The organism is Pelagivirga sediminicola (assembly GCF_003072125.1).
Lineage (GTDB): Bacteria > Pseudomonadota > Alphaproteobacteria > Rhodobacterales > Rhodobacteraceae > Roseovarius > Roseovarius sediminicola.
Map to the genome: position 1 here is coordinate 12,328 of NZ_QCYH01000019.1, position 19,849 is coordinate 32,176.

Annotated in this window: 22 protein-coding genes; 6 read left to right on the forward strand and 16 right to left on the reverse strand. The window is 60.7% G+C overall.

All coding sequences use genetic code 11. The features are described 5' to 3' along the window. Nucleotides 1-3: 3 nt before the first annotated feature. The 6 genes from DC366_RS17700 to DC366_RS17730 are packed head-to-tail and all read right to left on the reverse strand — an operon-like array spanning nt 4 to nt 5,626. The gene (locus DC366_RS17700) at nt 4-1,896 is read right to left on the reverse strand and encodes an NADH-quinone oxidoreductase subunit 5 family protein (RefSeq protein ID WP_108693521.1); all 1,893 of its coding nucleotides are present in this window, start codon (nt 1,894-1,896) and stop codon (nt 4-6) included. Continuing rightward, complete coding sequence (gene nuoK / locus DC366_RS17705; RefSeq protein WP_108693522.1) at nt 1,893-2,204, reverse strand: NADH-quinone oxidoreductase subunit NuoK; 312 nt, start codon at nt 2,202-2,204, stop codon at nt 1,893-1,895. The genes DC366_RS17700 and nuoK overlap by 4 nt, the downstream gene beginning before the upstream one ends. Further along, on the reverse strand, nt 2,201-2,704 hold the full coding sequence (locus tag DC366_RS17710) for an NADH-quinone oxidoreductase subunit J family protein (RefSeq protein ID WP_243405206.1): 504 nt from the start codon (nt 2,702-2,704) through the stop codon (nt 2,201-2,203). The genes nuoK and DC366_RS17710 overlap by 4 nt, the downstream gene beginning before the upstream one ends. 8 nt (nt 2,705-2,712) lie before the next feature. Continuing rightward, complete coding sequence (locus tag DC366_RS17715; RefSeq protein ID WP_243405207.1) at nt 2,713-3,627, reverse strand: complex I subunit 1 family protein; 915 nt, start codon at nt 3,625-3,627, stop codon at nt 2,713-2,715. Continuing rightward, the gene (locus DC366_RS20090; RefSeq protein ID WP_207768767.1) at nt 3,609-5,264 is read right to left on the reverse strand and encodes an NADH-quinone oxidoreductase subunit D-related protein; all 1,656 of its coding nucleotides are present in this window, start codon (nt 5,262-5,264) and stop codon (nt 3,609-3,611) included. Before DC366_RS20090 ends, DC366_RS17715 begins: the two co-directional genes overlap by 19 nt. Then, complete coding sequence (locus DC366_RS17730; RefSeq protein ID WP_108693525.1) at nt 5,261-5,626, reverse strand: NADH-quinone oxidoreductase subunit A; 366 nt, start codon at nt 5,624-5,626, stop codon at nt 5,261-5,263. Before DC366_RS17730 ends, DC366_RS20090 begins: the two co-directional genes overlap by 4 nt. A 993-nt stretch (nt 5,627-6,619) precedes the next feature. Between DC366_RS17730 and DC366_RS17735 the strand changes: the two genes are divergently transcribed. Then, nucleotides 6,620-6,895, forward strand: a complete 276-nt coding sequence (locus tag DC366_RS17735) for a helix-turn-helix domain-containing protein (RefSeq protein ID WP_108693526.1) — start codon at nt 6,620-6,622, stop codon at nt 6,893-6,895. A gap of 41 nt (nt 6,896-6,936) precedes the next feature. Beyond that, nucleotides 6,937-7,911 (forward strand): dihydrodipicolinate synthase family protein, encoded by a 975-nt coding sequence (locus tag DC366_RS17740; protein WP_108693527.1) that lies wholly within the window; start codon nt 6,937-6,939, stop codon nt 7,909-7,911. A gap of 22 nt (nt 7,912-7,933) precedes the next feature. Here the strand turns inward: DC366_RS17740 and traA are convergent, their stop codons facing one another. After that, complete coding sequence (gene traA, locus DC366_RS17745) at nt 7,934-11,707, reverse strand: Ti-type conjugative transfer relaxase TraA (RefSeq protein ID WP_108693528.1); 3,774 nt, start codon at nt 11,705-11,707, stop codon at nt 7,934-7,936. Nucleotides 11,708-11,966: 259 nt separating this feature from the next. Between traA and DC366_RS17750 the strand changes: the two genes are divergently transcribed. Genes DC366_RS17750 through DC366_RS17760 form a run of 3 tightly spaced genes read left to right on the forward strand, consistent with a single transcriptional unit; the run spans nt 11,967 to nt 14,300 of the window. Continuing rightward, on the forward strand, nt 11,967-12,194 hold the full coding sequence (locus tag DC366_RS17750) for a TraC family protein (RefSeq protein ID WP_108693529.1): 228 nt from the start codon (nt 11,967-11,969) through the stop codon (nt 12,192-12,194). Between the two features lie 28 nt (nt 12,195-12,222). Continuing rightward, nucleotides 12,223-12,489 (forward strand): hypothetical protein, encoded by a 267-nt coding sequence (locus tag DC366_RS17755; RefSeq protein ID WP_108693530.1) that lies wholly within the window; start codon nt 12,223-12,225, stop codon nt 12,487-12,489. Beyond that, nucleotides 12,486-14,300, forward strand: coding sequence for a type IV secretion system DNA-binding domain-containing protein (locus DC366_RS17760; protein WP_108693531.1), 1,815 nt, complete (start codon nt 12,486-12,488; stop codon nt 14,298-14,300). Before DC366_RS17755 ends, DC366_RS17760 begins: the two co-directional genes overlap by 4 nt. Nucleotides 14,301-14,373: 73 nt before the next feature. Here DC366_RS17760 and DC366_RS17765 read toward each other — a convergent pair whose 3' ends face one another. The 5 genes from DC366_RS17765 to DC366_RS17785 all read right to left on the reverse strand — a co-directional run bounded on the left by DC366_RS17765 (nt 14,374) and on the right by DC366_RS17785 (nt 17,356). Further along, entirely contained in the window at nt 14,374-14,787 is a 414-nt protein-coding gene (locus tag DC366_RS17765) for a hypothetical protein (RefSeq protein ID WP_133176240.1), read from the reverse strand. A 360-nt stretch (nt 14,788-15,147) separates the two neighbouring features. Then, entirely contained in the window at nt 15,148-15,507 is a 360-nt protein-coding gene (locus DC366_RS17770; RefSeq protein ID WP_108693533.1) for a DUF736 domain-containing protein, read from the reverse strand. Between the two features lie 621 nt (nt 15,508-16,128). Further along, a complete protein-coding gene (locus DC366_RS17775) occupies nt 16,129-16,467 on the reverse strand; it encodes a single stranded DNA-binding domain-containing protein (RefSeq protein WP_108693534.1) in 339 nt (112 codons plus the stop codon). Between the two features lie 26 nt (nt 16,468-16,493). Then, nucleotides 16,494-16,910, reverse strand: coding sequence for a thermonuclease family protein (locus DC366_RS17780; RefSeq protein WP_165802956.1), 417 nt, complete (start codon nt 16,908-16,910; stop codon nt 16,494-16,496). A gap of 8 nt (nt 16,911-16,918) precedes the next feature. Further along, entirely contained in the window at nt 16,919-17,356 is a 438-nt protein-coding gene (locus DC366_RS17785) for a hypothetical protein (RefSeq protein ID WP_133176241.1), read from the reverse strand. A 662-nt stretch (nt 17,357-18,018) separates the two neighbouring features. Between DC366_RS17785 and DC366_RS17790 the strand changes: the two genes are divergently transcribed. Beyond that, nucleotides 18,019-18,381 carry a hypothetical protein gene (locus tag DC366_RS17790; protein ID WP_108693537.1) on the forward strand — a complete coding sequence of 121 codons (363 nt, stop codon included), beginning with the start codon at nt 18,019-18,021 and terminating at the stop codon, nt 18,379-18,381. Nucleotides 18,382-18,511: 130 nt separating this feature from the next. Here the strand turns inward: DC366_RS17790 and DC366_RS17795 are convergent, their stop codons facing one another. The 4 genes from DC366_RS17795 to DC366_RS17810 all read right to left on the reverse strand — a co-directional run bounded on the left by DC366_RS17795 (nt 18,512) and on the right by DC366_RS17810 (nt 19,775). Continuing rightward, entirely contained in the window at nt 18,512-18,817 is a 306-nt protein-coding gene (locus tag DC366_RS17795) for a hypothetical protein (RefSeq protein ID WP_108693538.1), read from the reverse strand. Further along, a complete protein-coding gene (locus DC366_RS17800; protein ID WP_108693539.1) occupies nt 18,814-19,134 on the reverse strand; it encodes a hypothetical protein in 321 nt (106 codons plus the stop codon). Before DC366_RS17800 ends, DC366_RS17795 begins: the two co-directional genes overlap by 4 nt. Further along, entirely contained in the window at nt 19,131-19,424 is a 294-nt protein-coding gene (locus DC366_RS17805) for a hypothetical protein (RefSeq protein ID WP_108693540.1), read from the reverse strand. The genes DC366_RS17800 and DC366_RS17805 overlap by 4 nt, the downstream gene beginning before the upstream one ends. A gap of 129 nt (nt 19,425-19,553) precedes the next feature. After that, nucleotides 19,554-19,775 (reverse strand): hypothetical protein, encoded by a 222-nt coding sequence (locus tag DC366_RS17810; protein WP_108693541.1) that lies wholly within the window; start codon nt 19,773-19,775, stop codon nt 19,554-19,556. Nucleotides 19,776-19,849 lie beyond the last annotated feature (74 nt).

The following is a 19,849-nucleotide window of genomic DNA, read 5'->3' on the forward strand; positions in this document are numbered from 1 at the left end:
TCCTCAGAAATAATGCGGTGCGGTCAGCAGCACGATGACGATCAGCCCAATGCCGATCACTGTCAGCGCCAATTCGCGATGGATCAATCCGCTTTGCAGGTGGCGGGCGCGGGCACCGGCTTCGACGATACGCCGTACCAGACCGAAGATCGCAGCGTCGATAAAGTTTGTGTCTATGGACCTTGTGTCTTGGCCAAGACGCAGCGACTGCTGTCCGATCCAGATCGAGAACGCGAACAGCGTATCGTCGCCCCGGTCCGCAAGGCGCGCGGTGCCAAGGCCCAGATTGCGGATCAGCCCGACCTGCGCGGCCAGCAGCCGCTGCTCGAACGCCTCGCAGGCGGCGGCGATCGACAGGGAGGGTCGCAGGATCAATCCGTCCATTCCTCCCGCGACAGTGAAGCCGTTTTGCGCAGGTGCTAGTAGCGGACCGAGCAGCCGCGCAGGCGCCATAAACCAGCCAAGCGCCAGCCCGCCAAGGGCCACGGCCAGCCCCATTGCCGGCACGATCCAGCCGGGCTTTTCGATCTGGGCCCCCAGCACATGTTCAAGCGCACCGAAGCTGAAACCAAGCCCGGCGGCCAACGCCACCAGAACGCCCATGCCGATGGCCATGAACGGCACCGGAGTACGTGCGGGACCAGCCTCGCCGGTCCAGAGCACATTCAGCGCCCGGCCCATATAAGTCCCGGTCAGCACCGAACCGGCCAATGCCAGCGGCAAAAGCCACGGTGCGGCGGTGCTTGCAAGTGCCGCAGCGATGATTGCATCCTTGGAAAAGAAAGCCGCCAGCGGCGGGATGCCCGCCAGCGCCAGCGCGGCGATGGCGAAGCCCGTAAAGATGCCGGGACGCGCTCGACCGGCACCCGCCAGCGTATCCAGCCCGGTGCCCTCGCGGTCGTGCTGAAACACACCTGCGCCCAGAAAAAGGGAGCTCTTGATTGCTGCATGGGCAATCAGGTGCAGCAGTGCCGCAATCGGCACGCCAGCACCGATGGCCACTAGCATCAGCCCGTACTGGCTTGCGGTGGATGCCGCCAGCAGCCGTTTCAGATCACGCTCCGCCAGCGCAATCAGTCCGGTGATGACCGCAGTGAGGCCACCAACGATACCGATGGCCAGCAGCGCACCGCCGGGCATCATGGGCGCCGTGCGGATCAACAGGATCGCCCCCGCGGCTACCAAAGTGGCCGAGTGCAAAAGCGCTGACACTGGCGTCGGCCCGGCCATCGCGCGTTGTAGCCAGTCCTGTAATGGTACTTGCGCCGATTTACCCATTGCTGCGACCAGCATTAACAACCCGGCGATCAGCGCAGGCGCGCCTGTGGTCGCGAGCGTCGCGGAAATCTCTGACGTTCCTGCCACGCCGATGAGCAGGAAGGCGCCAAGGTAAAGTCCCAAATCGGCGCTGCGAGTATAAAGGAAAGCCCGGGTTGCGGCACTGGCCACGCCCGCGCGACCATGCCAAAAGCCGATCAGCAAGTAGCTGGCGAAGCCGATCATTTCCCAAGCGGCAAGCAGCATGATCCAGTCACCCGCCAGCACCAGCCCCTGCATCGCGGTCACAAACAGCAGCATTGTGCCGAAAAAGCGCGCTTTTTCAGGGTCTCCCGCCATGTAACCTGTTGCATAGGTTAAAACGAAGACTGCGACTGTGGCCACGACCAGCGCCAGCACTGCCGTTAATGGCGTCGCCACCAGCCGCAATGGCATGTCGGGCAGGCCCGGCAAGACTGCCTCCACTGTGCCGTCGGACGCCGCGATGAATAGCCCCACAGCGCCGATCAGGCCCAGAACGGTACCGGCCAGCGCCAGCGCTTCGGGCGCGCGGCGTAGCGCGAGGATCGTCAGGCCTGACAGCAGCGGCGCCAACAGCGTGAGAGCCAGAAAACTCATCCCTTCAACTCGCGCGCTTCTTCCATCTCGACCGACCCGCGTGAGCGGAACCGAGCGATGGCGATGCCAAAGCCCACCGTCATCTCGACCGCCATCACCGCCATGATGATCAGCACGAACATCTGCGCCGCCGGTTCCTCGGGGTGCAGATAGCGCCAGAAAGCCACCAAGTTGACCAGTGCGGCCGCAAGAATCAGCTCCACTCCCATGATGATCATCACCAGATTGGTCTGGCTCAGTACGCCGTAAAGACCGGTGCCGAACATCGCGGCGCCCACGGTCAGGGCAATCATCAACTCAAAAATCATTTCGGCTGTTCCTTCGCCGGAGCAATTGCGACCATCGTTGCCGCCACCATCGCCGTCAGGATCGTCAGACCGGCGGATTGGAAGATAAGCATCGACCGGCCCAGCAACTCGCGCCCCAGATCTTCGGTCTGCTGTGCCGCACCCGGGATGTCGGTCCCTGCCGGGCCCCAATCTGCCAACCAGATAACCGCCAGCGCCGCACCAAGGCCAATGCCCCCTGCCCAGAGCGACAAACGCTTTTGATGCGTCATATCCATCGCACCCAAGCCGCCCGGGTCCATCATGAACATCACCATGAAGATCGCCATAACGCTCATCTCGGTGGCCATCATCATTATTTGCAGGACGCCCAGAAACTCGGCCTGCATGACCAGAAACATCAGACCCACGGCGGTCTGCGAGAACAAAAGCGCCAGTGCCGAGCGCACCATCGAATGGGTGCGGAACACGACGACGCCGAACCAAACCGCAGCGCCACCGAAGAATACAAGAAAGATCATCGGTACGATCATATCTCAACCACCAAAGCAATGACGCCAACAACGAAGATATTTATCAGGGCCAAAGGGATACCGAGCTTCCAACTCAGTTCCAGATAACGCGCTTCGCGGACCCGCGGCACCAGCCGCCCGGTGCTGACCATCAGGCCAGCGACGATCAGGATCTTGATCCCGCTCCACGCCCAAGCGGGCAACCATGGGCCAAGCCAGCCGCCGAGGTAGAAGGTCACTGTCGCACCCGCCAGCGCCAGGATGACGACCATGCGCGCCAGACGCAGAACGGCAAGACGTACGCCAGTGTATTCGGCCTCGATTCCGCCAGCCAGATCGCCCGGCGCAGTGGGCAGGTCCAGCGGTGGCAACCAGCACAGCCCCATCGCGGCGGCGATGAACAACGCGAATCCCAGTGGCTGATAGGCGATGTTCCAGAGTGCGGATTGTGACATGACGATATCCACGGTTGAGAGCGATTCCGCGCGCAGCGCAACGGCCGTGATCGGCATCACGACAAGCATCGCATAGGCCACGAACTGCCCCAGAAACCGCCAACCGCCAATCATACCGTAAGCGCCGTTCGGACCCCATCCGGCCATGATCAGCGCGACCAGCACGTAGGCCAGAGCCGCGTTCAAAAACAGCGCCCCGGTCGCCAGATCTGTGACAATGAGCCCCGGTGCCAGCGGAATGACCGCCACCGCCAAAAGCCCGGCCACCAGCAAGAGCACCGGCCCAACTTCAAAAAACAGCCGGTCAGGCTTGCGCGCCAGCAGCGATTCACGCCCAAGAAGCGCCAGCGCCGAGATCACCGGGCGCGCGGGTTGCAACCGTCCATGTACCGCCCAGCCTTCCAGCACGGCGATCAGATAGGCGCCAGCCGCGAGCGACAATAACACAGTTAATACCGTCAAGCCATCACCTCCCAAGGGCTGATGTCCAGCGATCCGATACCGGTAAGCGCATCGCCCAACTCCCGCCCGTCCGCAACGGTCGCGATCAAGGCGATATGCGCCGCCGTCGGCGTACTCATATCGGCAGCCGTAACTTTGCCTTGGTGCAATGTCAGGCTTAGTCGGGCTGCGCCGCGCGGTGTTTCGACCACGGCTTCGCCGGTACCTGATTCCGTGCCGATGACTTGCGATTCTGGTAGCGAAATTGCGCCCGCACGCGAAATTAACTCAAGACTCTGGGAAATTTCGCCGCAACGTAACGCCAGCCGTGCAAGCGCATCACCACTCTTCGCCGTCAAAACGGCAAAGCCGAGTTGGGCATAAATCTGATCATCTGCGCGTGCGTCGCGGGCGATGCCGCTCGCGCGCGCGACCAGGCCGGGCAGGGCATCGCCGCCCACCAATCGGCCAATCCCCTTCAACCTGGAATTCAGCAACGGGGTGCGTTGAACCCGTGTCAGAAATGCGGTGATCTTTGTGGTCAGTGCAGCCATTTCGATGACCGTCGCGTCACGCAGTTTCAGTTGCAATGCCGTCGCGTGGTTCTCAAGCCAAGCAAAGCCCGACTGTGCTCCGAACCCGGCCAGCCAGCCGAGGTGACTGGCCAGTCTCTCGCGCTCGACTGCGGCAATGCGGGCGCGGGCGACGTCGGATGCCACGCTTTGCCCGGCTGCCCGCTCCAGCGCCAGACAAGCCAGCAGACGATAGCTCACCGGACTGAGGAGAGATAACGCGGCGAGGTGGTCGGCAAAGGCGTCGGGTAGGGTCGCGTCGTCGTGGAGGAGTTCGCGCGGACCCACTGCGCTGTCGGCGCGGCTGCTCACGACTGCGTCGCCGTCCAGTGTCAGGTCCAGCCGCAACCCACCGGGCAGCCCAGGGAAGAACGGCCCGAAGGGGACGTCGATCCACTCCATCTTCAGGCCGTCGCTGCTGGCCGGCATGTCACGGGTGAGATCCGCCATCGACATGAAATGCGCCTCGACACCTTCTATAGTCTCACCATTTCCATGTGCGCCATGACCGTCCTGGTCGTCACCCTTGCTCTCGTGCCCTTTGCCGTGGGCTTCATGGTCGTGCCCGGAATGTTCCTCTGCGTCTTCGGCGGGCACCAGAAACATGCCGCATTTGGGGCAGGAGCCGGGTTCGTCCGCCACCACTTCGGGATGCATCGGGCAAGTGTATTGGGTGCGGGTCTGCAGCGCCGGGGCGTCGAAATCGCCCACTTCGGACTGGAACGACCCCATCGCAATGATCCGGCGTAGATCGGCCATTGCCGCGACCAGACCAGCTTGCGTCAACGGCCCGGTCGCGTCGGCATCAGGCAGCGGTGCCAAATCACCGGCACCCAAAGCCAGAATGGCCCGTGGGCGCGGCATCTGGCCATAAGCAATGCTGGCGGAATCAACCAGATCGGCGGGTAGGGCGGCGATGACGACAAGGACATTGGCATGGCGCGGCGTCGCGCTCAGATGCAGCCCGGCGCCGCCAAGGTCAATCCCAGCCGCCCGTGCCACATCCGCCCCCGGCACCACAAAGCCGCGAATGTCGCGCGACATGGCTGCCGCAACGAGCCGTTGCAGAACGCTCATCGGCCCCTGACGCGCCCCGATCATTCCTGTCGCCTCAAGGCGCCCTGGCTCCAGCCGTAAAGCAGGCCGAGGAACAGAATGGCGAGGAACACGCCCATATCCAGAAGTGCCACCAGCCCTTCCTCGCGGTAGACAACAGCCCAAGGATACATGAAGGCCATTTCCATATCGAAAGCCAGAAACAACAAGGCATAGCCGTAGTATTTGGCGTGATACCGCACCCAGACCGGATCGCGCGACAGCGATCCGGCGGTGGCAGGTACATCCTTGCCCGGCTCATCGCGTGTTCGACCGATTGCACGGACAAGGGCATATAGGCACAGGACGAAGCCGACCGAGCCAAGCGTCAGGCCGAACAAGACCGCATATTGGGCAAGTGCGCTCATTCCTTACTCTGGCCTTTCATGGCGTCTTGACGATACCCCGGATCGACACGCGGACTGGGGCCAGCCAAACTTTGCATTGGTGGATATCAGGACGCACCTTGGGACATTGCGTTACTGTAGCGCATTTTTATTTTCCCGCGACGGGAAAATCACAAATTGACCGCCTTACCTGCTGCGGAATGCACTGTTGGCCCGTCCATGGATAGACAGGCCAGACCAATGAAGCCACTTTCACAAAGCCCCGCCCGTATACGGCGGGCGCGGAACATCGTTCCGACAATGAGCGCGCCTCTTGCCTCGATCCTCGGCAGCGGCTTTTTGTTGGTAGTACCGGTGGCGGCAAGGGGTGTGATACTTAACCAATTGCCGCGATCGTGGTGATGGCCCTGACCGCGCAATAGACGGCAGATGCCATTGCCTGCTAAATCGGCATAGACTATGTTATCTTGGGCGCGTTGCCAGACGCCCGATCATGCATACCAGATCAAGCCGCAATCAATCGCGGTCGCGGCATAACCGGGCGGGAAATCCACTTAGGAAATAGCTCGAAACCATTCAAACGAACCGAGCCATCTCTTTGGAACATCATCTCTAACTATCATAGCGGTCTGACAATGTTCCGAGAATTTGAGCCAGAGCGCTCGGCTGATAAGCCCCAGAGCGGCACCGCCTTGTAGCACAGATGCGGCTTTTTTTCGGAATCTTTCGTCACAATTCCTCAGATTCATGCCGCCCAGACACGCCGAAGTGTTGTGCGAGTACGATGAAAGCAACGGCAACTTAGAAGGCTTGTCTGAACTACACAGCGTTCTAACTTTTCGAAACACGAATGATAGCAACGATTGGAATCGTTCCGGTCTGCGATACAAGCCGTCAGTGCTAATCTGTGAGGCTTGGCAAGCCTGCAAAGCGATTTTCCAAAAATTGTGATCAACGTCGAATGGTTAGTATATCGCGTGGTTAGATACTAACCATTATGGCCGTTTGTCGGCCATGGACTTACGTGACCGCGTCGGGCAAAACATTCAGGACTTGAGACGGTCTCTTGGCATCAGCCAGGAAGATCTGGCTCTGCGCGCGCGGGTCAACCGTGGCTACATGGGCAAGGTCGAAAACGGAAAATACTCAGTTTCCCTCGACATATTGGAGAAGATCGCGCTGGTCCTCGGCGTGGACCCACACGTCCTTCTTGCGCCAAGGGACCCACAAAATGCCGTTTCGCAAGGCCAGGAAGGCTACAGTGGCTTAGGTCAGCAGTCAAAAACTTAAATCGCTGCCGGGACGTCCGACCATGTGAGGAGGCCTGTTCAATGACAAAGCTCACTCAGTCAACTCTTGAAGAGGTGGTTTCAGGTCTGTCGCGGGGCATTATCGTGCCGACACTCACGCCGTTTGACGACGATGGGACGATTTTGGCGCATGCCGTCGCCGACCAAGCTCGCCGTTTTGCCCGGATCGACGGCATCGTCGGGATCGCAGTGAACACGGCGTTTCATAGACGCGAAACCTTATCTGCCTCCGAGCGCACCGACGCCATTCGCATGACACGTACGGGGCTGGATCCTGGCCAGCTACTCCTCTCACATGTCGGCACGCTCTCGGACGCCGCCCTTGATGAGACCGCGTCTTGTCAGGCCGCGGGTGCCGACGCGGTGATCGGAAGCCTGGTAGATTGGCAGAAGGGACATGAAGGGCATTCGGTCGATGAGCGGATTGAGACACTGGTCGATCTTGTGGATCGACTGCCCCTTCCCGTCATCATCGCCTTCGACTGCGGGGAACGCCGCGGCTCTGCCGCCATCGAAGAAATCGCCCATCTCGCCCGGCATTGCGGCAACGTCCTCGGCTTCACCATGGGTGCGGACGACGACGTCATGCAATATGATCAAGATTATTACGCCCTGAAATCCATCAGCCGACCGCTTGCCTGCCTGCCGGCCTCCACGGGCACGTTGTTCCACAATCTCAACACAGGCGCTGATGGCGTGTTGTCGCCCTTCGCGCTAATGGCACCGCATGAGGTGGCCGCCCTCTACCAAGCTTCACGGACTGGCCGGTTTCTTGATGCGCAAGCGCTCCACAACCGGCTCTCACCCCTCATCGGGCTACTGTCCGGCCACGACCAGATGACCCAAGAGGGGATCTGTCGCGCCGTCGCCCATCACCGCGGCCTGCTCGCATCCACGAACGTGCGCGGCAACGCTGACCCGCTTTGTTCCCAGCTGTTGCGGCGGATACATCAGGTCGTCGACGAGACCGGCCTCAAACCCATCAGCTGGGTCTGAACCCTCGCGGCAGACAGCCCTCCTAACGCTCAATGCCTCGCGAATTGTCCTTACCAAGCTCTGGCGCGCGATCCAGCTGGCGGATTTGTGCGCGCATCTGACCGAGAACCGGGATGGCCTGCGCGACCACATTGACGCGGGTCTGAACAAGTTCTCGCTCCGCGGCAGACCGTGCCGTCAGCGCCGGGTCCTGCGCGATGCCGTTCCGGATCGCGTCACTGCCTTCGCCGTAGCGTTCGGTAAGGGCCCGTCGGAACCGCACGACCTCCTGAACCGACGCCTTATCCGTCAGCAGCAGGCGCGTCCGGTCTTCCTTCTCGGCGCCTGACGGCATCCTGTGCACCTGAGCCATTTGATCGAGAAACACTCCGGTCTCCCGCGACAGGTCTGGCAGCGGTTTCCGCATGGCAATACGCTGTGCTTCATGCTGCTCTTTGCGCCGCTCCTTGATCCTGTCCAGCACTGCCAAATGAGCATCCATCTGCCGGGCCATCATCGGCACCTGCTCGAGTGCTGAGCGACGGTCCCCGTTGGCGATCCCGAGACGAGTCGTGCCGCGTAGGTCGCCAAAATTTGACGGCGACCGTTCGACTTCTGAGATCAACGCTCTGGCGTCCCCGCGCTCACCGTACTGCGCCATCATCCGCTCAATGGCGTGGTCGGGTTCGATATAGATCCGTCCGGCGATGTCTTTCGCCGTCGCCAGGGTCGGCCGAGCGGAAATGTCCTTCGCGGCGTGGGTGCGTATCTCTCGGTCCTCCAATGGCGGCAAATCGGGAACGGCATCGATCAGAGGTTTTGCTGTCTGCATGGTAGACCTCACTCGGTTTGATGCCGGATCATTTTCTTGAACTCTCTTCGGCGTGCGATCCGGCCCTTCTGTGAATGCCGCTGCCCGTCCGACATCCCAGGGCCTGCTGCGCTCCGTCAACGGCTGCAACTCGGCGCGTGTTTCTGCCCATTGCGCGGCGAACACCTCGGGCCAGTTATCCCGCGCGAACTGCGTCCAACCGTCCGACAATCCATCCAGAACCGGTGCGTTCTCATTCGGCTGATGAAAGCCGTGGGTAAGGATCGCATTCTTTGGAAAGACCGACCGAAGATCGGCGTTGAATGACCGCAACTCTTCTGCCGACAGCGCGAGGTTGAGCTCATAATGCGCAGAGCGCTCGAACGCCCGCGCCTGTCGACCGCGAATGGTTTCCGAGGCGAGATTGTGAGACAGGCGGTTGACGGAGTGCTGCAGATGCACGGACATTTTGGGCGGCCGGGACGCCGGAAGCACGCGCCGCACCACCTCCTTACGGCCCCCATCCCGATCCGACAATCGGACCTGTTCGCGCTCCGGTGCCGGGTGACGCAGACGATCAAACCGTGCCGCCAGCCTGTCGAGTCGCTCGCGCAGATAGTGAAGATTGGATTTGACGAACTCTGCAATGATCCGCGTGGTCGGGAACCCGCGCCGTTCGGCAAACCCACGCACGACTTCGCGATAGTCGAGCCGGTCGCGATAGAGCGCGGTGGAATCCTGCAAACGGTCGCGGATCATCAGCTCGACCAGCTCACCCTGGCTGCGGAAATCCTCTCGCGCCGCATAGAGCGTGACGTCATCGCGATGCCGGGTCAGCGCCACATAGGACAACTGCGCGTCCATGCTCGGTGACAGATAGACGAAGGCGCGATCAACCGTGTTGCCCTGCTCCTTGTGGATCGTGCGCGCATAGCCGTAGTCGATCTGGTTGTACTCGTTGGCCCGCAGGATGATCGGGTCGGCATGGCCTTCGACCAGAACGGTCAGCCGATTTCTGTCGGCCTCGACCACCTGACCCGTCGAGCCGTTGAAGACACCGAGGCTGCGTTCGTTTTTGAGGAACAGGATCTGATCGCCGACTGCAAACGGTTTTTCGCCACGCTCCGAGGCGAAGATGTGGTCCTCCCCAAGCGCATCTCTCCCCTTCAAGGCTTCGCGTGCGTCAACATTGAGGGCGATCACATCCTTGTTTCGATGCGCCATGACGGTGACGCCGGCCGAAGCCTGATGGTACGGCAACCAGTCCCGAATCAGACTCGCGCGCGCCTCTTCCCGGCTCTCGGCCCAGTCGAGCCTGTCACGGTCCAGATAGGCTGCGACGCCCTCCTGCGTCCTGCCCGATCCGAACGCGATCGCCGCGTCGCGCATCCACGGCTCATGCTGGCGCACGACGCTGTCGAGTTCGCAGTATCCGGTCACATCGACAAAGGCGCGAAAGGCGGCACCGGCCTGAATGGGTTGCAACTGCCGCGCATCGCCGAGCACAATCATCCGCGCACCTGCCTCGTTCAATGTGCGCGTGATGCTCTCCATCTGGCGCGACGACACCATGCCGGCCTCGTCCATCACGAACACGGTCTTCTCAGTCGGCAGCAGATCGCCCTTCGCCCATTGATACTCCCATGAGGCCAGGGTCCGGCTCTCGATGCCCGCCTCCGAGCGCAGATTGTCGGAAGCGATTCCGGCCAATGCGCCACCAACGACCGTATAGCCCTGGTGCTCGAAGGCGATGCGTGTCGCCTCGGTCGCGGTCGACTTGCCCGCACCGGCATAGCCGACAAGGGCCGCCGCCCCTGTCTCGCCAGTCAGGTGCCGCACAACCATTCTTTGCTGATCGGTAAGGTCGAACCCGCGCTTCATCTCGAACACCTTGTAGGCTGTGTCGAGATCAGCGTCGGCAATTGGAGCAGCCATTCTGCGTGCCAAGCCGTCGACATTCTGGACCATCCGATGTTCAAGTTCAACCATCGTGCGCGTCGAGAATAGCGCCTCGCTTGTGGCGTCCCCTGTGAACGGATCGAAGGCGGGGGCCGCGACGGCCACCAGTTCCTCATGCGCCCCAACATGATAAAACAGCGACTGGAACTCGGCTGTGGAGCACTCCGTCCTGTGGATCTCGCGCGCGATGTCATGGCGGGTGAACACCGCCTTCTGCGTGGTGATCTTTGTGAGGATCAGCGTCGGGTCCTCTGCGTAGCGCAGATAGTTTTCCCGCGCCGCGAGCTTCGCCTTCTCCGCCAGTTCCGACACGTCACCACGCGCATCCATATTGTCGGACGCTGTCCCGCGATGCTTACTCGGCACCGCATCAATGCCGAGCGCTTCGAACGAGCGATGATCGACGCGGATGTCAAACCCGTGTTTCGCGAGATGGTGGTTCTGGGTCTCGGCCCAGGCCATGCGCATCTCCCGCAACCGCTCCAGCCCGCCGGCGAACTGTTCATATCGGATTTTGCCATCCTTGCCCCTGAGCGGCACGCCATCATCGCCGAGGACCGGCACGCGCTTGGCCCCAAACCCCGCATCCGTCACCGGTCGCAGCGCCGTCATCAGGTGCACATGCGGATTGTCCTCGATGTCATGATAGGCCCAGTCCGCGGCGATGCCATGCGCCGACAACTCGCGCGCGACGAAGTCCCGCACCAACTCGATGCTCTGTTCCGTACTCAGCTCGACCGGCAGCGCCAGGACGATCTCGCGCATCAACTGCCCGTCTTTGCGCGCCTCTTTGGCTTCAACAGCGTTCCAGAAAAACGCACTTGTCTCTGGCGGCGAATACTGGTCCGCAAATTCCACCAACCACGCTGGCGCGTTCTCTGGCAGTGCGAATTCCGAATGCGCATTGCCGGATTTGCGGGAATAGTCGATCTCTTCGGCGGTCTCATCGCGTTCCATCCTGGCGCAATGCCGATAGGCGGCCGCGGCAACAGCAGACCGTCCGCCCCCCTTGCCGACGATCTGCGCAGAAAGATGGTAGATCGCCACGTCCCGTCTCCTTTCCGGCGCGCATAGGTTCGTCGCGGATCGCTCGCACCCGCTTCAGTCATGCATCTACCGCCAAACCCGACTTTTTGTGCGGCGATGCCAAGCAACGCCCGTCGCTTGCGACGTATAAGTGCGCCGTTGTTCCAAATATTTACCGTAATTATATCGTTTTGTCTATCGTTATATATAGCGCTATGGATTGAGTTGATATACCGTGGAGCCAGCCATCCGCAATTCAGCGCTTAGGAGACCAAGACCCATGGCCAAAAAACCCAAATCCGTGATCGATATCGACAAGGAGATCGCAGCGCTCAAGGCGCAACGCGTTGCCGCCCTGGAAAGCCGTGCGGATCAGATCGGCAAGATCGCCGCCAAAGCCAATCTGACGACACTGGAGATTTCCGACGCGGCCTTGCTCAAGGAGTTTCAGCAGATCGCAGAACGATTTCGCCGCAAGATCGGACCTTCCAATCCTGCGTCAGCTTGAGGCGCAAATCGCAAGGGGAGAACAACGGATGCAACGCGTCAAACACGCAGATCGAAAGCTGCAGACCCGCGTCAAGATCGTCATCGGGGAGGCAGTGGTGCGCGCAGGCGCGTCTCATTTGCCGGTCGAAGAGATCGAAGCGGTGCTGGCCTATTACGTTCAAACAGGTGGGACAGATGCGCTCAGGGCCTTCGTCAAAGATCATGCGAGGCCAGCCAATGGCGGCAGCGCAGCGACCCGCCGAGACGATGTGGAGGTCGAGAGTTTGGACCAGTCCGAGGGCACGCAGCAATGATCTACAAGCCGGACGCCACGCCCTATCGCTGGCTCATCATCGGCACGGTCACTTGCGCCTTGTTCGCGGGCCTCGCCTATTGGGTGTTCTTCATGCAGCTGGCTTATCATACCCCGGATGGTGCGTCGGTTCCGATCCGATGGGACTATGTGAAGGCCTGTCTGAACCCGTTCGACCAGGCCTATTGCCGTCAGATCAAGACGGCGCTCTCACAGGCCTCGGAACGCCAGTTCTATCAGGGGACGACAACATTTGCCGCATTCGTGGCGATGGCGGTCGGGTGTTTGGGATATCTGATCTGGGACTGGGGCCTGCGGGTCAGACCCCTCATCGTCAAAGCGGGGTTGACGGTTGCCGGGCCAAAACAGCTCGCACGGGCCTCCAACAAAGAGATCAAGCGCGACACGCGCGGATTGCATTGGTTTGGCGATTTCACCATCAGCCGGTCGCGCGAAGTGAACCACTTTCTGATCTTCGGCGCGATTGGCGGCGGCAAGACCCAGACCATTCTACCCCTGCTCAGATCGGTCATGGAGCGCGGCGACAAGGTCGTCGTCTTCGATTTCAAGGGCGACTACACCCGCATGGCCTTCTCCAGGCCGAAGGGCGCGAAAGAGCCGCAAGACCCGCTCCTGCTCGCGCCTCATGACGATCGCTCGGTGATCTGGGATATCGCCAACGATCTCATCGTCGAAGAGGATGCGATCGAGGTGGCGAACCGGATCATACCGGAAACCAAGGATCGGTTTTTCTCGGACTCGTCGCGCACCGTCCTGGCACTCTGCATCATCACACTGATGAAGACCAAGCCGCAGCGCTGGACCTGGTGGGAGCTGATGGAGACCACCCAACTGCCGCTCGAACAGTTGCAAACCTTTGCGCGGCAGTATCATCGTGACGCGATGATCTATCTGAACGCGGACTACCGCCAGGTGTCCGCGACGATCTCCACCATGGCGGCGGGGCTGGGGGCGGTGCGCATGCTCGCCTATGGCTGGCGGGAGGGCGCGGAGGGCCGAACGAAATTCTCGCTTCGGCACTGGCTCCTGAATGAGAACACGAAAGACCGCACGCTGGTCCTGCAGCGCTCCGGGCGGTTTCAGGATCAGTCCGAAGGATGGATATCGGCGTTTCTGACGGTGATGTCATCGAACGTCTCGGACATCTCTTTCGGCGATAGTGAGGAGCGGCGGGTCTGGCTCTTCGTGGACGAATTCGCGCAACTGCCTAAAGTGCATCGGTTCGAGGCGATGCTGGAGACGGGACGCTCGAAGGGGCTGGCCGTCGTGCTCGGCATCCAGGGCGTCGAGCAGCTGGTCGCCAAGTATTCCCAACAGGCGGCCGACCAGATCGAGTCACTGATCGGGACGAAAGTGATCGCCAAGATCAATGTCGGCCAGACCGCACGACGGCTAGAAGAGCAGTTCGGCAATACGATCATGATCACCCATCGGCGTGACACGGACGGCGGCGGACGGCTCAAATGGATACGTGAAGAGAAGCGCGAGCCGGTCGTGCACCGCACGGATTTCCAGACCGAGCTTGGCCCGCTGCTGCACAGGAAGGGCGTCTACGTGCTCGTGAGCGGGATCGGCAAGCATATCTACCGCGTGCTGGTCCCCTATTCGAAATCGACGGACATGCGCGCGGCCGAACGGCCCGCGACATGGACGACGCAGCTGCGGGAAATCTTCCATGACGCGTCAGAACTCGCCCGCCAGGAGGACATCACCGCGCAGGAGGAGATGCGGTTTGGCGAGCGGGAGCCAGCGCGTTCGGTCGAGTCAGAGGATCACATCAGGCGACGATGAGTTTGCCTTGAATTGCGCTCAGATTACGCAGAGGCAAGACGTTCCATCACAACCGCTCGGCTGGCAGCCCGTGTCAGAACTTGAAGATCGCTTTCTTCGCGGAAGTGGGCTTGATGACCACCCCCTCCGCATCCTTGCGAATGGCCACTTTCGGATCGACCGAATAGAGCCCGTTGCGGTTCTCTCGCATCAGCAACCCGTTGTCTGCGAAACGGGATCGCCAGCGCTGGACCGTCACGACAGTTGAGGACAAACGCGCGGCGCTATCGTCCATGCGCCCCAGATAACCGCTGTCCTGAATGTCCTGACAGATATCGGCGAGCACCCGGCAGGCGATGTTCTCTTTGGCCTTGTTGTAGTGGCTCTTGACTTGTCGGAAGAGGTCAATGTTCACGCCGAGTTCGCCCGGCCCCAGCGCGTCCGCGTCCGGTGGCCCCTCGAAGAACGTGACGGGCCTCGCGTCAAATAATGTCTTTTCGTCAGTCAAGATACACTCGTCTATTCCGCATGTTCCCATCCCCAATGCCCTTTGCGTCTTTCCTGAGTCAGGGAAAGCGAAAAAGGCACACGCCATTCAATGCTGTGAGCGCTTTGCATCTGATCCGTGCCTCAGATCGAATGCAAAGTGCCTTGCCCTCGCCTACATGCCGCTTTTCGCAGGTCAGGCACTTTAGAATCTTGTCGGACCCTAAAGCGTTTCGAATTCAGGTTGTGTCGCAACTTACACCTGAAACGCTTTAGCGGAAGGGGCGATCTGTGTCATCCCGATCCCGATACCACATCGCGATGGGGTGGGATAATCAATCGGCCCCGGCGGTGGGAGGATCCACCGAGGCCGATCTCGGGGTCAGGCGACCATCTGGTTGTTGGCCGCCTGAGGTTCGCGGGCGGACCAGAGCATCAGGTGGGTGACACCGTCATCACCGATCTCGTCGAGCGCGATCACGTTGGCGTAGATCGCCATGGCGCCCAGTTCGGGGGCGGCCATTTTTACCGACAGGTAGTCGTTGCCGGTGGTCTCGGAGGTCTTCTTCCAGGCGGCACCGATCTCATAGGTGCCATTGGCGAAGACGCGGTAGTCTGGCTGATCGCTGTGGGCCTTTGCGTTGGGGACGATCGTGATCTTGGAGCGAACGGCCATGGTGGCGAGTGTGCCGGTGAAGATGTCTTTGTCGTTCCGGATGAGAGATGCGAGTTTGTTGCTCATGGTATTTTCCTCTTTAAGTTGTCAGAAACCATTTCCTGATGACACTGGACCAGCATGGGTGAAGCCGAGAAAACGCACCGAGAAAACCCGAGTGGTGCGGCTCGCAGCCGGACAAGCGAAGCGCCGGAGGGCGAGAACTCGGTCGGGCTTTTCGACATTGCGTTTTGGAGCGCCCATGCCCAGTGGCGGTCACTCAGGAACTGGTCCCTGACAGCCGGTTCAAGTGAGGAAATCCCCCTGAGCAACTTGCACCTCGACCCCGCAGGAACGACGATGAAGACACCGGCCCCTGCCCCCATCGCGGACCGCACAACGGTTTTGGCCCCCAACGTAAAGGCCCGTGGCGATCAGCGCCGTATCGGTTGGCAGCCCGATGCCCGATCGCGCTGACGCCGGAGACCTCCGGGATAACCGGCAACGATTATTCTGCGAAAATGGTGCTCGGGCGGTGCCGTAGCTCATACGCCAATGTGTTTGCGTGGCGGGATCCGAGCCACGTTTTACCCACCCGATGCTCTGGTCTGCTTCACGTCCCGGCAAACACCGGATGGCAACTATGCCGTGATCCGTTGCAAAACCGCCCACCGTCGGGGTCGTTTGATGGTCCTGTCAGTGGACAGTTCAATGGTCGGTGGGACCGTCGATGTGTTTGTGCAGGAGATCGAACCGTTGGATGACCAGATCCACCGCGCGCCGTTTTGCGTCCGCATCATCGGTGAAGGTACCGGTGCGCACAAACCCATGAAAATGACACAGGTCGCCCGGCGACAGGTGTTCGACGATCTGGTCCCGCAGCGGCGCCTTGAAACAGACGATGGTGTTCCATGCCGGGCGCTCCGGACTCCGCAGCGGAGATGGCGGGCCGTCAAAAGTATGAAAGACCGTCAGGACGAGGGCTTTCTCATAAGGCTTGATGGTGCCGATGCGCACGAGCGCATCCCAAGTGAAGGACCCGCTCATCGCTTATGCCTCGCCTATCATGCGCATCACTGGCACCAGGGCGACAGACCGCGCCGCCCGAACGGCTCTGCAAGTCCCGCGGCGATCATGACAGGTCCGACCTCGCCCTCCAGGACCCAGAGCCGGGCAAGATGACGATCATATCGGTCCCGCCCGTCATAGGCGATCCGGACCAGGCCGGTGTTGAGGAGACGGATGAGCTCGACTGTTGCCGCCTGCGCCAGACGCCGCTCATTGGCGCAGCGTCCTTCGATCTCGGGCGCGTCGATGTCGAGGAGGCGGATTTTAGTGCCTTGGTACCAGAACGTGTCGCCGTCAACGACGCAAGTGACGCGGCGCTCGTAACGGCTGCATTCGTGCCAGCCGATCTCTTCGGCCGAAGTAGCTGCTGGAAAAGCGAGAACGACCGCCAGCACAAGAGCGAGTGCCTTGCCAATGATCATGCGCGGTATCATGTCGGGCGGAACTCGAAGAGGTGCTGGAACTCAAGGAGCAGGCCGCCCAGATGATAGGCGGCGAAGACATCCGGAAGCTCGGCATAGCAGGCGTCCAACGCACGCACATGGTCCTGAATATGCCTGCGATAATTCGGATCATCGACGGTGTAAGGAAAGGGTTTGGCGGCGACGATCGTGCAATCCTCGACGACGACGATATACCAGCCCTCACCCCGGAACCCGAATCTGTCGATCTGCTCCTGCATCAACCGCCCGGTGGGAAGGGGCTGGCAGACCTCCATGTTGACGGGCAGTGCGGATCGTGCGTGGACGCTGATCACCTGCTGGTGGCTCCGAAGGTGATTTGCGAGCAGGAGTACGAGATCGTCGAGACGATCCTGGTCGAGGGCGCGTATCACACTGTCTTTGAAGCTGTCGTCGCGCTCATTCACATCGCGGCTCCTCAACGTCCAGGCATCTATCGGCACATATGACGATACCTGATTTGGCTGAATTCCCCCCACCGGGAGGGCGTCGCGCCATCACAAAATGTCTGAAACCATTACGAACACAGAGACAGCTGACGAAGGCACCCTTTTAAACACCCCATATTTGCCGCGGCGCGGCACAAAGAGAATAGCCATCGCCAAAAATACCGTCGATTGAGCAGTTCTACGCTCATTTCAACCATGGGTCGCGCGGGACCGCTCATGCTGATGCGAGTATCGCTGCGGCTCTTTGTCGTAATTGGGGAGCTAGAGATGGTGCCGGAATACCTAACCCGAGGGGTCAGCAGTCCGGTTGCCGGTGGAACAGCCGCGCGGCTAGCGCCGTGCTGCATGGATCGGCGACAGATCGGATCAGAATATCAATTTGCTAACGGGAAGATCCCGATCGTGCGCGAGCGATCGTTACCGGATGGCGAAGACCGCGCCCGCGGGCTTCGGGAGCGCAGCGAGTAGAGCGCGGCCGGAACGGCGCGTCCAAAACAACAGGCAATGACGAGGGCGCAATTTTGGACGACGATGTAGCAAGGATGCTGCGCGCGAACATATAGTCGCGAATCGCTCACCCCCTCGATTTCACCGGCGAAATCGGGCAATATTTACCGGTGATGAACCACTTATTCGATATCAAAATACCTTTCTGGCGCTTCGCCAGAAACACGCTGATCGTCAGTTGCCTCAGTCTCCTGCCGCTACTGCTGCTCTACATTCTACTCTCGCCCGGCTTCGCCGGCATGCTTCTGGACAATCGAATGGCCCTGAGCCGATTCCTGCGGCAAGTCGTAACGAACGGCCTGCCTGTGGTCTTCGCGGTGAATTATTTGAGCTTTTTCTTATATGCCGTGATGAAGGACGGACAGCGCTGGACCAATGTTCACGGCAGGCTGTCCGCATATCCGGCTGATTTCGGAAACTTACGATGGCCCCAGGCGGTAAGAGCGCGGGCGCAGCCCGCGCGGATGGCGCGATAGCGCCGGGCCGGTGGGGCAGGGTGCCTTCACCCTGGCCCGCCGGTCAATCCGGGGGTGTATCGTCCAAAAGACAGATGGAAAGCCAAAAGCCCAACCTCGACGGCTGGGCTTCGTGGACTTGGCGGCGGCTCTAGGAAAATAGATCAGGCTCCGGCGTTTGGGTGTCGCGGCCTTTGATTTCCACGACAACGCGGGCGATCTGCTCCCGCTTTTGTCCATAGTCGCTGCGGTAACTCTCCCGAATCTTCACGGTGTATCTGCTCGGCGTGATCGGATCGGCCTCGATGGCGTAGCGTTTCGGGGATTGGCCGCGCCCCAGCCAAGGCGGCTCGGGGCAGGGGGGCAGGGTCGCAAGATAGTCGATGCAATCGAGAATGTTGCGCTTGTCGTGGGCGGTGATGTGCCGCCCCTCGATCAGTTTTACGGTGGGTTTCATGCTCGCTTCTCCAGCAAGTAAATCTGGTAAGCCCTGTGATCGGCGGTGCCGAAGGCCAGCCCTTTTTGATCGGCAAAGTGGCGAAGATCGCAAAGGGCATTTTGCAGCAAGGCGGCGGCGTCGTCCTCGTCGTCGGGATAGGCCATAGTCGCAAGCGCCGCTTCCAGACGCGCGGTCTGCCGCTCTGCAAGGCTGGCCGCTGCGTTGCAATCCTCGATCATCTGCGCGGTGGCGGTGATTTCCTCTCTCATGTTGGTGTCCTCATAGGTGGGTGATGTGATCTGTTGCGGGTGGTCGTTTGCGCTGGCGGCGATCATTGGGCCGCTCCCTTCGATCTGGTTCGCCGCTCTATCTTCGATGTGCTGACCCAGAACGGCGGCATGTCGTCAAAGTCTCCGCTGTTGCCGGTGGTTGTCACGCGGGCGCGGTCGTCCTCGACCTCAAGAATCGAAACGGTGAAAACTCCGCCCAGCCCGGACGGCACAACGATTTCGCTGCAATCCTGCTTGCGGGCATCGCAGTAGCGACACGCGCGGCTGTGATCCTCGTTGATGTGTTCGCCGTTCGCGGTGGCGCATCCGCACACCCAGAAATTGCTTTTGGTCATTGCCATGCTCCTTGTCTGAATGAAGGTCACAACCAGCCCGCCGGGGCCGGGTGCCAATAGATGCTTGCCAGCGCATCGCCATAGATCGCGCAAAGCTGCTCATAGTAGAGTCGGGATACCGGGAACATTTCAGCCCTCCGCATCGAAAACTACGGTTTCGTCCTCGACCGTGTAAGGCACGGCCTTGGATAGAAGCTGGTCGATGGCCTGTGCCGGAACCGTGGAAAACGTCGCGCCGATAACCTTGCGCATCTGGTCGCGGTCGGCCTCGAAAGCGTAGCCGTTGATTGCCCATGCGATCAGGCCAGGTGTGTGAACGGCGGGGGATGATCCTAAGCGATACGTTGTCATTTTTCTCGTTCCTTTGTGGTGCTGCCCTGTCCGGCTTGGTGCCGATAATCGGGCGGGGTTTTAGGGGTCGGTCG

Bases quoted from the DNA above. Each gene is read 5' to 3' on its own strand.
- DC366_RS17760 (WP_108693531.1), top strand. From the start codon at position 12,486: ATGATCTACAAGCCGGACGCCACGCCCTATCGCTGGCTCATCATCGGC.
- DC366_RS17800 (WP_108693539.1), bottom strand. From the start codon at position 19,134: ATGATCGCCGCCAGCGCAAACGACCACCCGCAACAGATCACATCACCC.
- DC366_RS17730 (WP_108693525.1), bottom strand. From the start codon at position 5,626: ATGAGCGCACTTGCCCAATATGCGGTCTTGTTCGGCCTGACGCTTGGC.
- DC366_RS17735 (WP_108693526.1), top strand. From the start codon at position 6,620: ATGGACTTACGTGACCGCGTCGGGCAAAACATTCAGGACTTGAGACGG.
- DC366_RS17810 (WP_108693541.1), bottom strand. From the start codon at position 19,775: ATGACAACGTATCGCTTAGGATCATCCCCCGCCGTTCACACACCTGGC.
- DC366_RS17780 (WP_165802956.1), bottom strand. From the start codon at position 16,910: ATGATCATTGGCAAGGCACTCGCTCTTGTGCTGGCGGTCGTTCTCGCT.
- DC366_RS20090 (WP_207768767.1), bottom strand. From the start codon at position 5,264: ATGATCGGGGCGCGTCAGGGGCCGATGAGCGTTCTGCAACGGCTCGTT.
- DC366_RS17700 (WP_108693521.1), bottom strand. From the start codon at position 1,896: ATGAGTTTTCTGGCTCTCACGCTGTTGGCGCCGCTGCTGTCAGGCCTG.
- DC366_RS17740 (WP_108693527.1), top strand. From the start codon at position 6,937: ATGACAAAGCTCACTCAGTCAACTCTTGAAGAGGTGGTTTCAGGTCTG.
- DC366_RS17755 (WP_108693530.1), top strand. From the start codon at position 12,223: ATGCAACGCGTCAAACACGCAGATCGAAAGCTGCAGACCCGCGTCAAG.
- DC366_RS17795 (WP_108693538.1), bottom strand. From the start codon at position 18,817: ATGAAACCCACCGTAAAACTGATCGAGGGGCGGCACATCACCGCCCAC.
- DC366_RS17770 (WP_108693533.1), bottom strand. From the start codon at position 15,507: ATGAGCAACAAACTCGCATCTCTCATCCGGAACGACAAAGACATCTTC.
- DC366_RS17790 (WP_108693537.1), top strand. From the start codon at position 18,019: ATGAACCACTTATTCGATATCAAAATACCTTTCTGGCGCTTCGCCAGA.
- DC366_RS17750 (WP_108693529.1), top strand. From the start codon at position 11,967: ATGGCCAAAAAACCCAAATCCGTGATCGATATCGACAAGGAGATCGCA.
- DC366_RS17710 (WP_243405206.1), bottom strand. From the start codon at position 2,704: ATGATCTTTCTTGTATTCTTCGGTGGCGCTGCGGTTTGGTTCGGCGTC.
- DC366_RS17805 (WP_108693540.1), bottom strand. From the start codon at position 19,424: ATGACCAAAAGCAATTTCTGGGTGTGCGGATGCGCCACCGCGAACGGC.
- DC366_RS17775 (WP_108693534.1), bottom strand. From the start codon at position 16,467: ATGAGCGGGTCCTTCACTTGGGATGCGCTCGTGCGCATCGGCACCATC.
- nuoK (WP_108693522.1), bottom strand. From the start codon at position 2,204: ATGATTTTTGAGTTGATGATTGCCCTGACCGTGGGCGCCGCGATGTTC.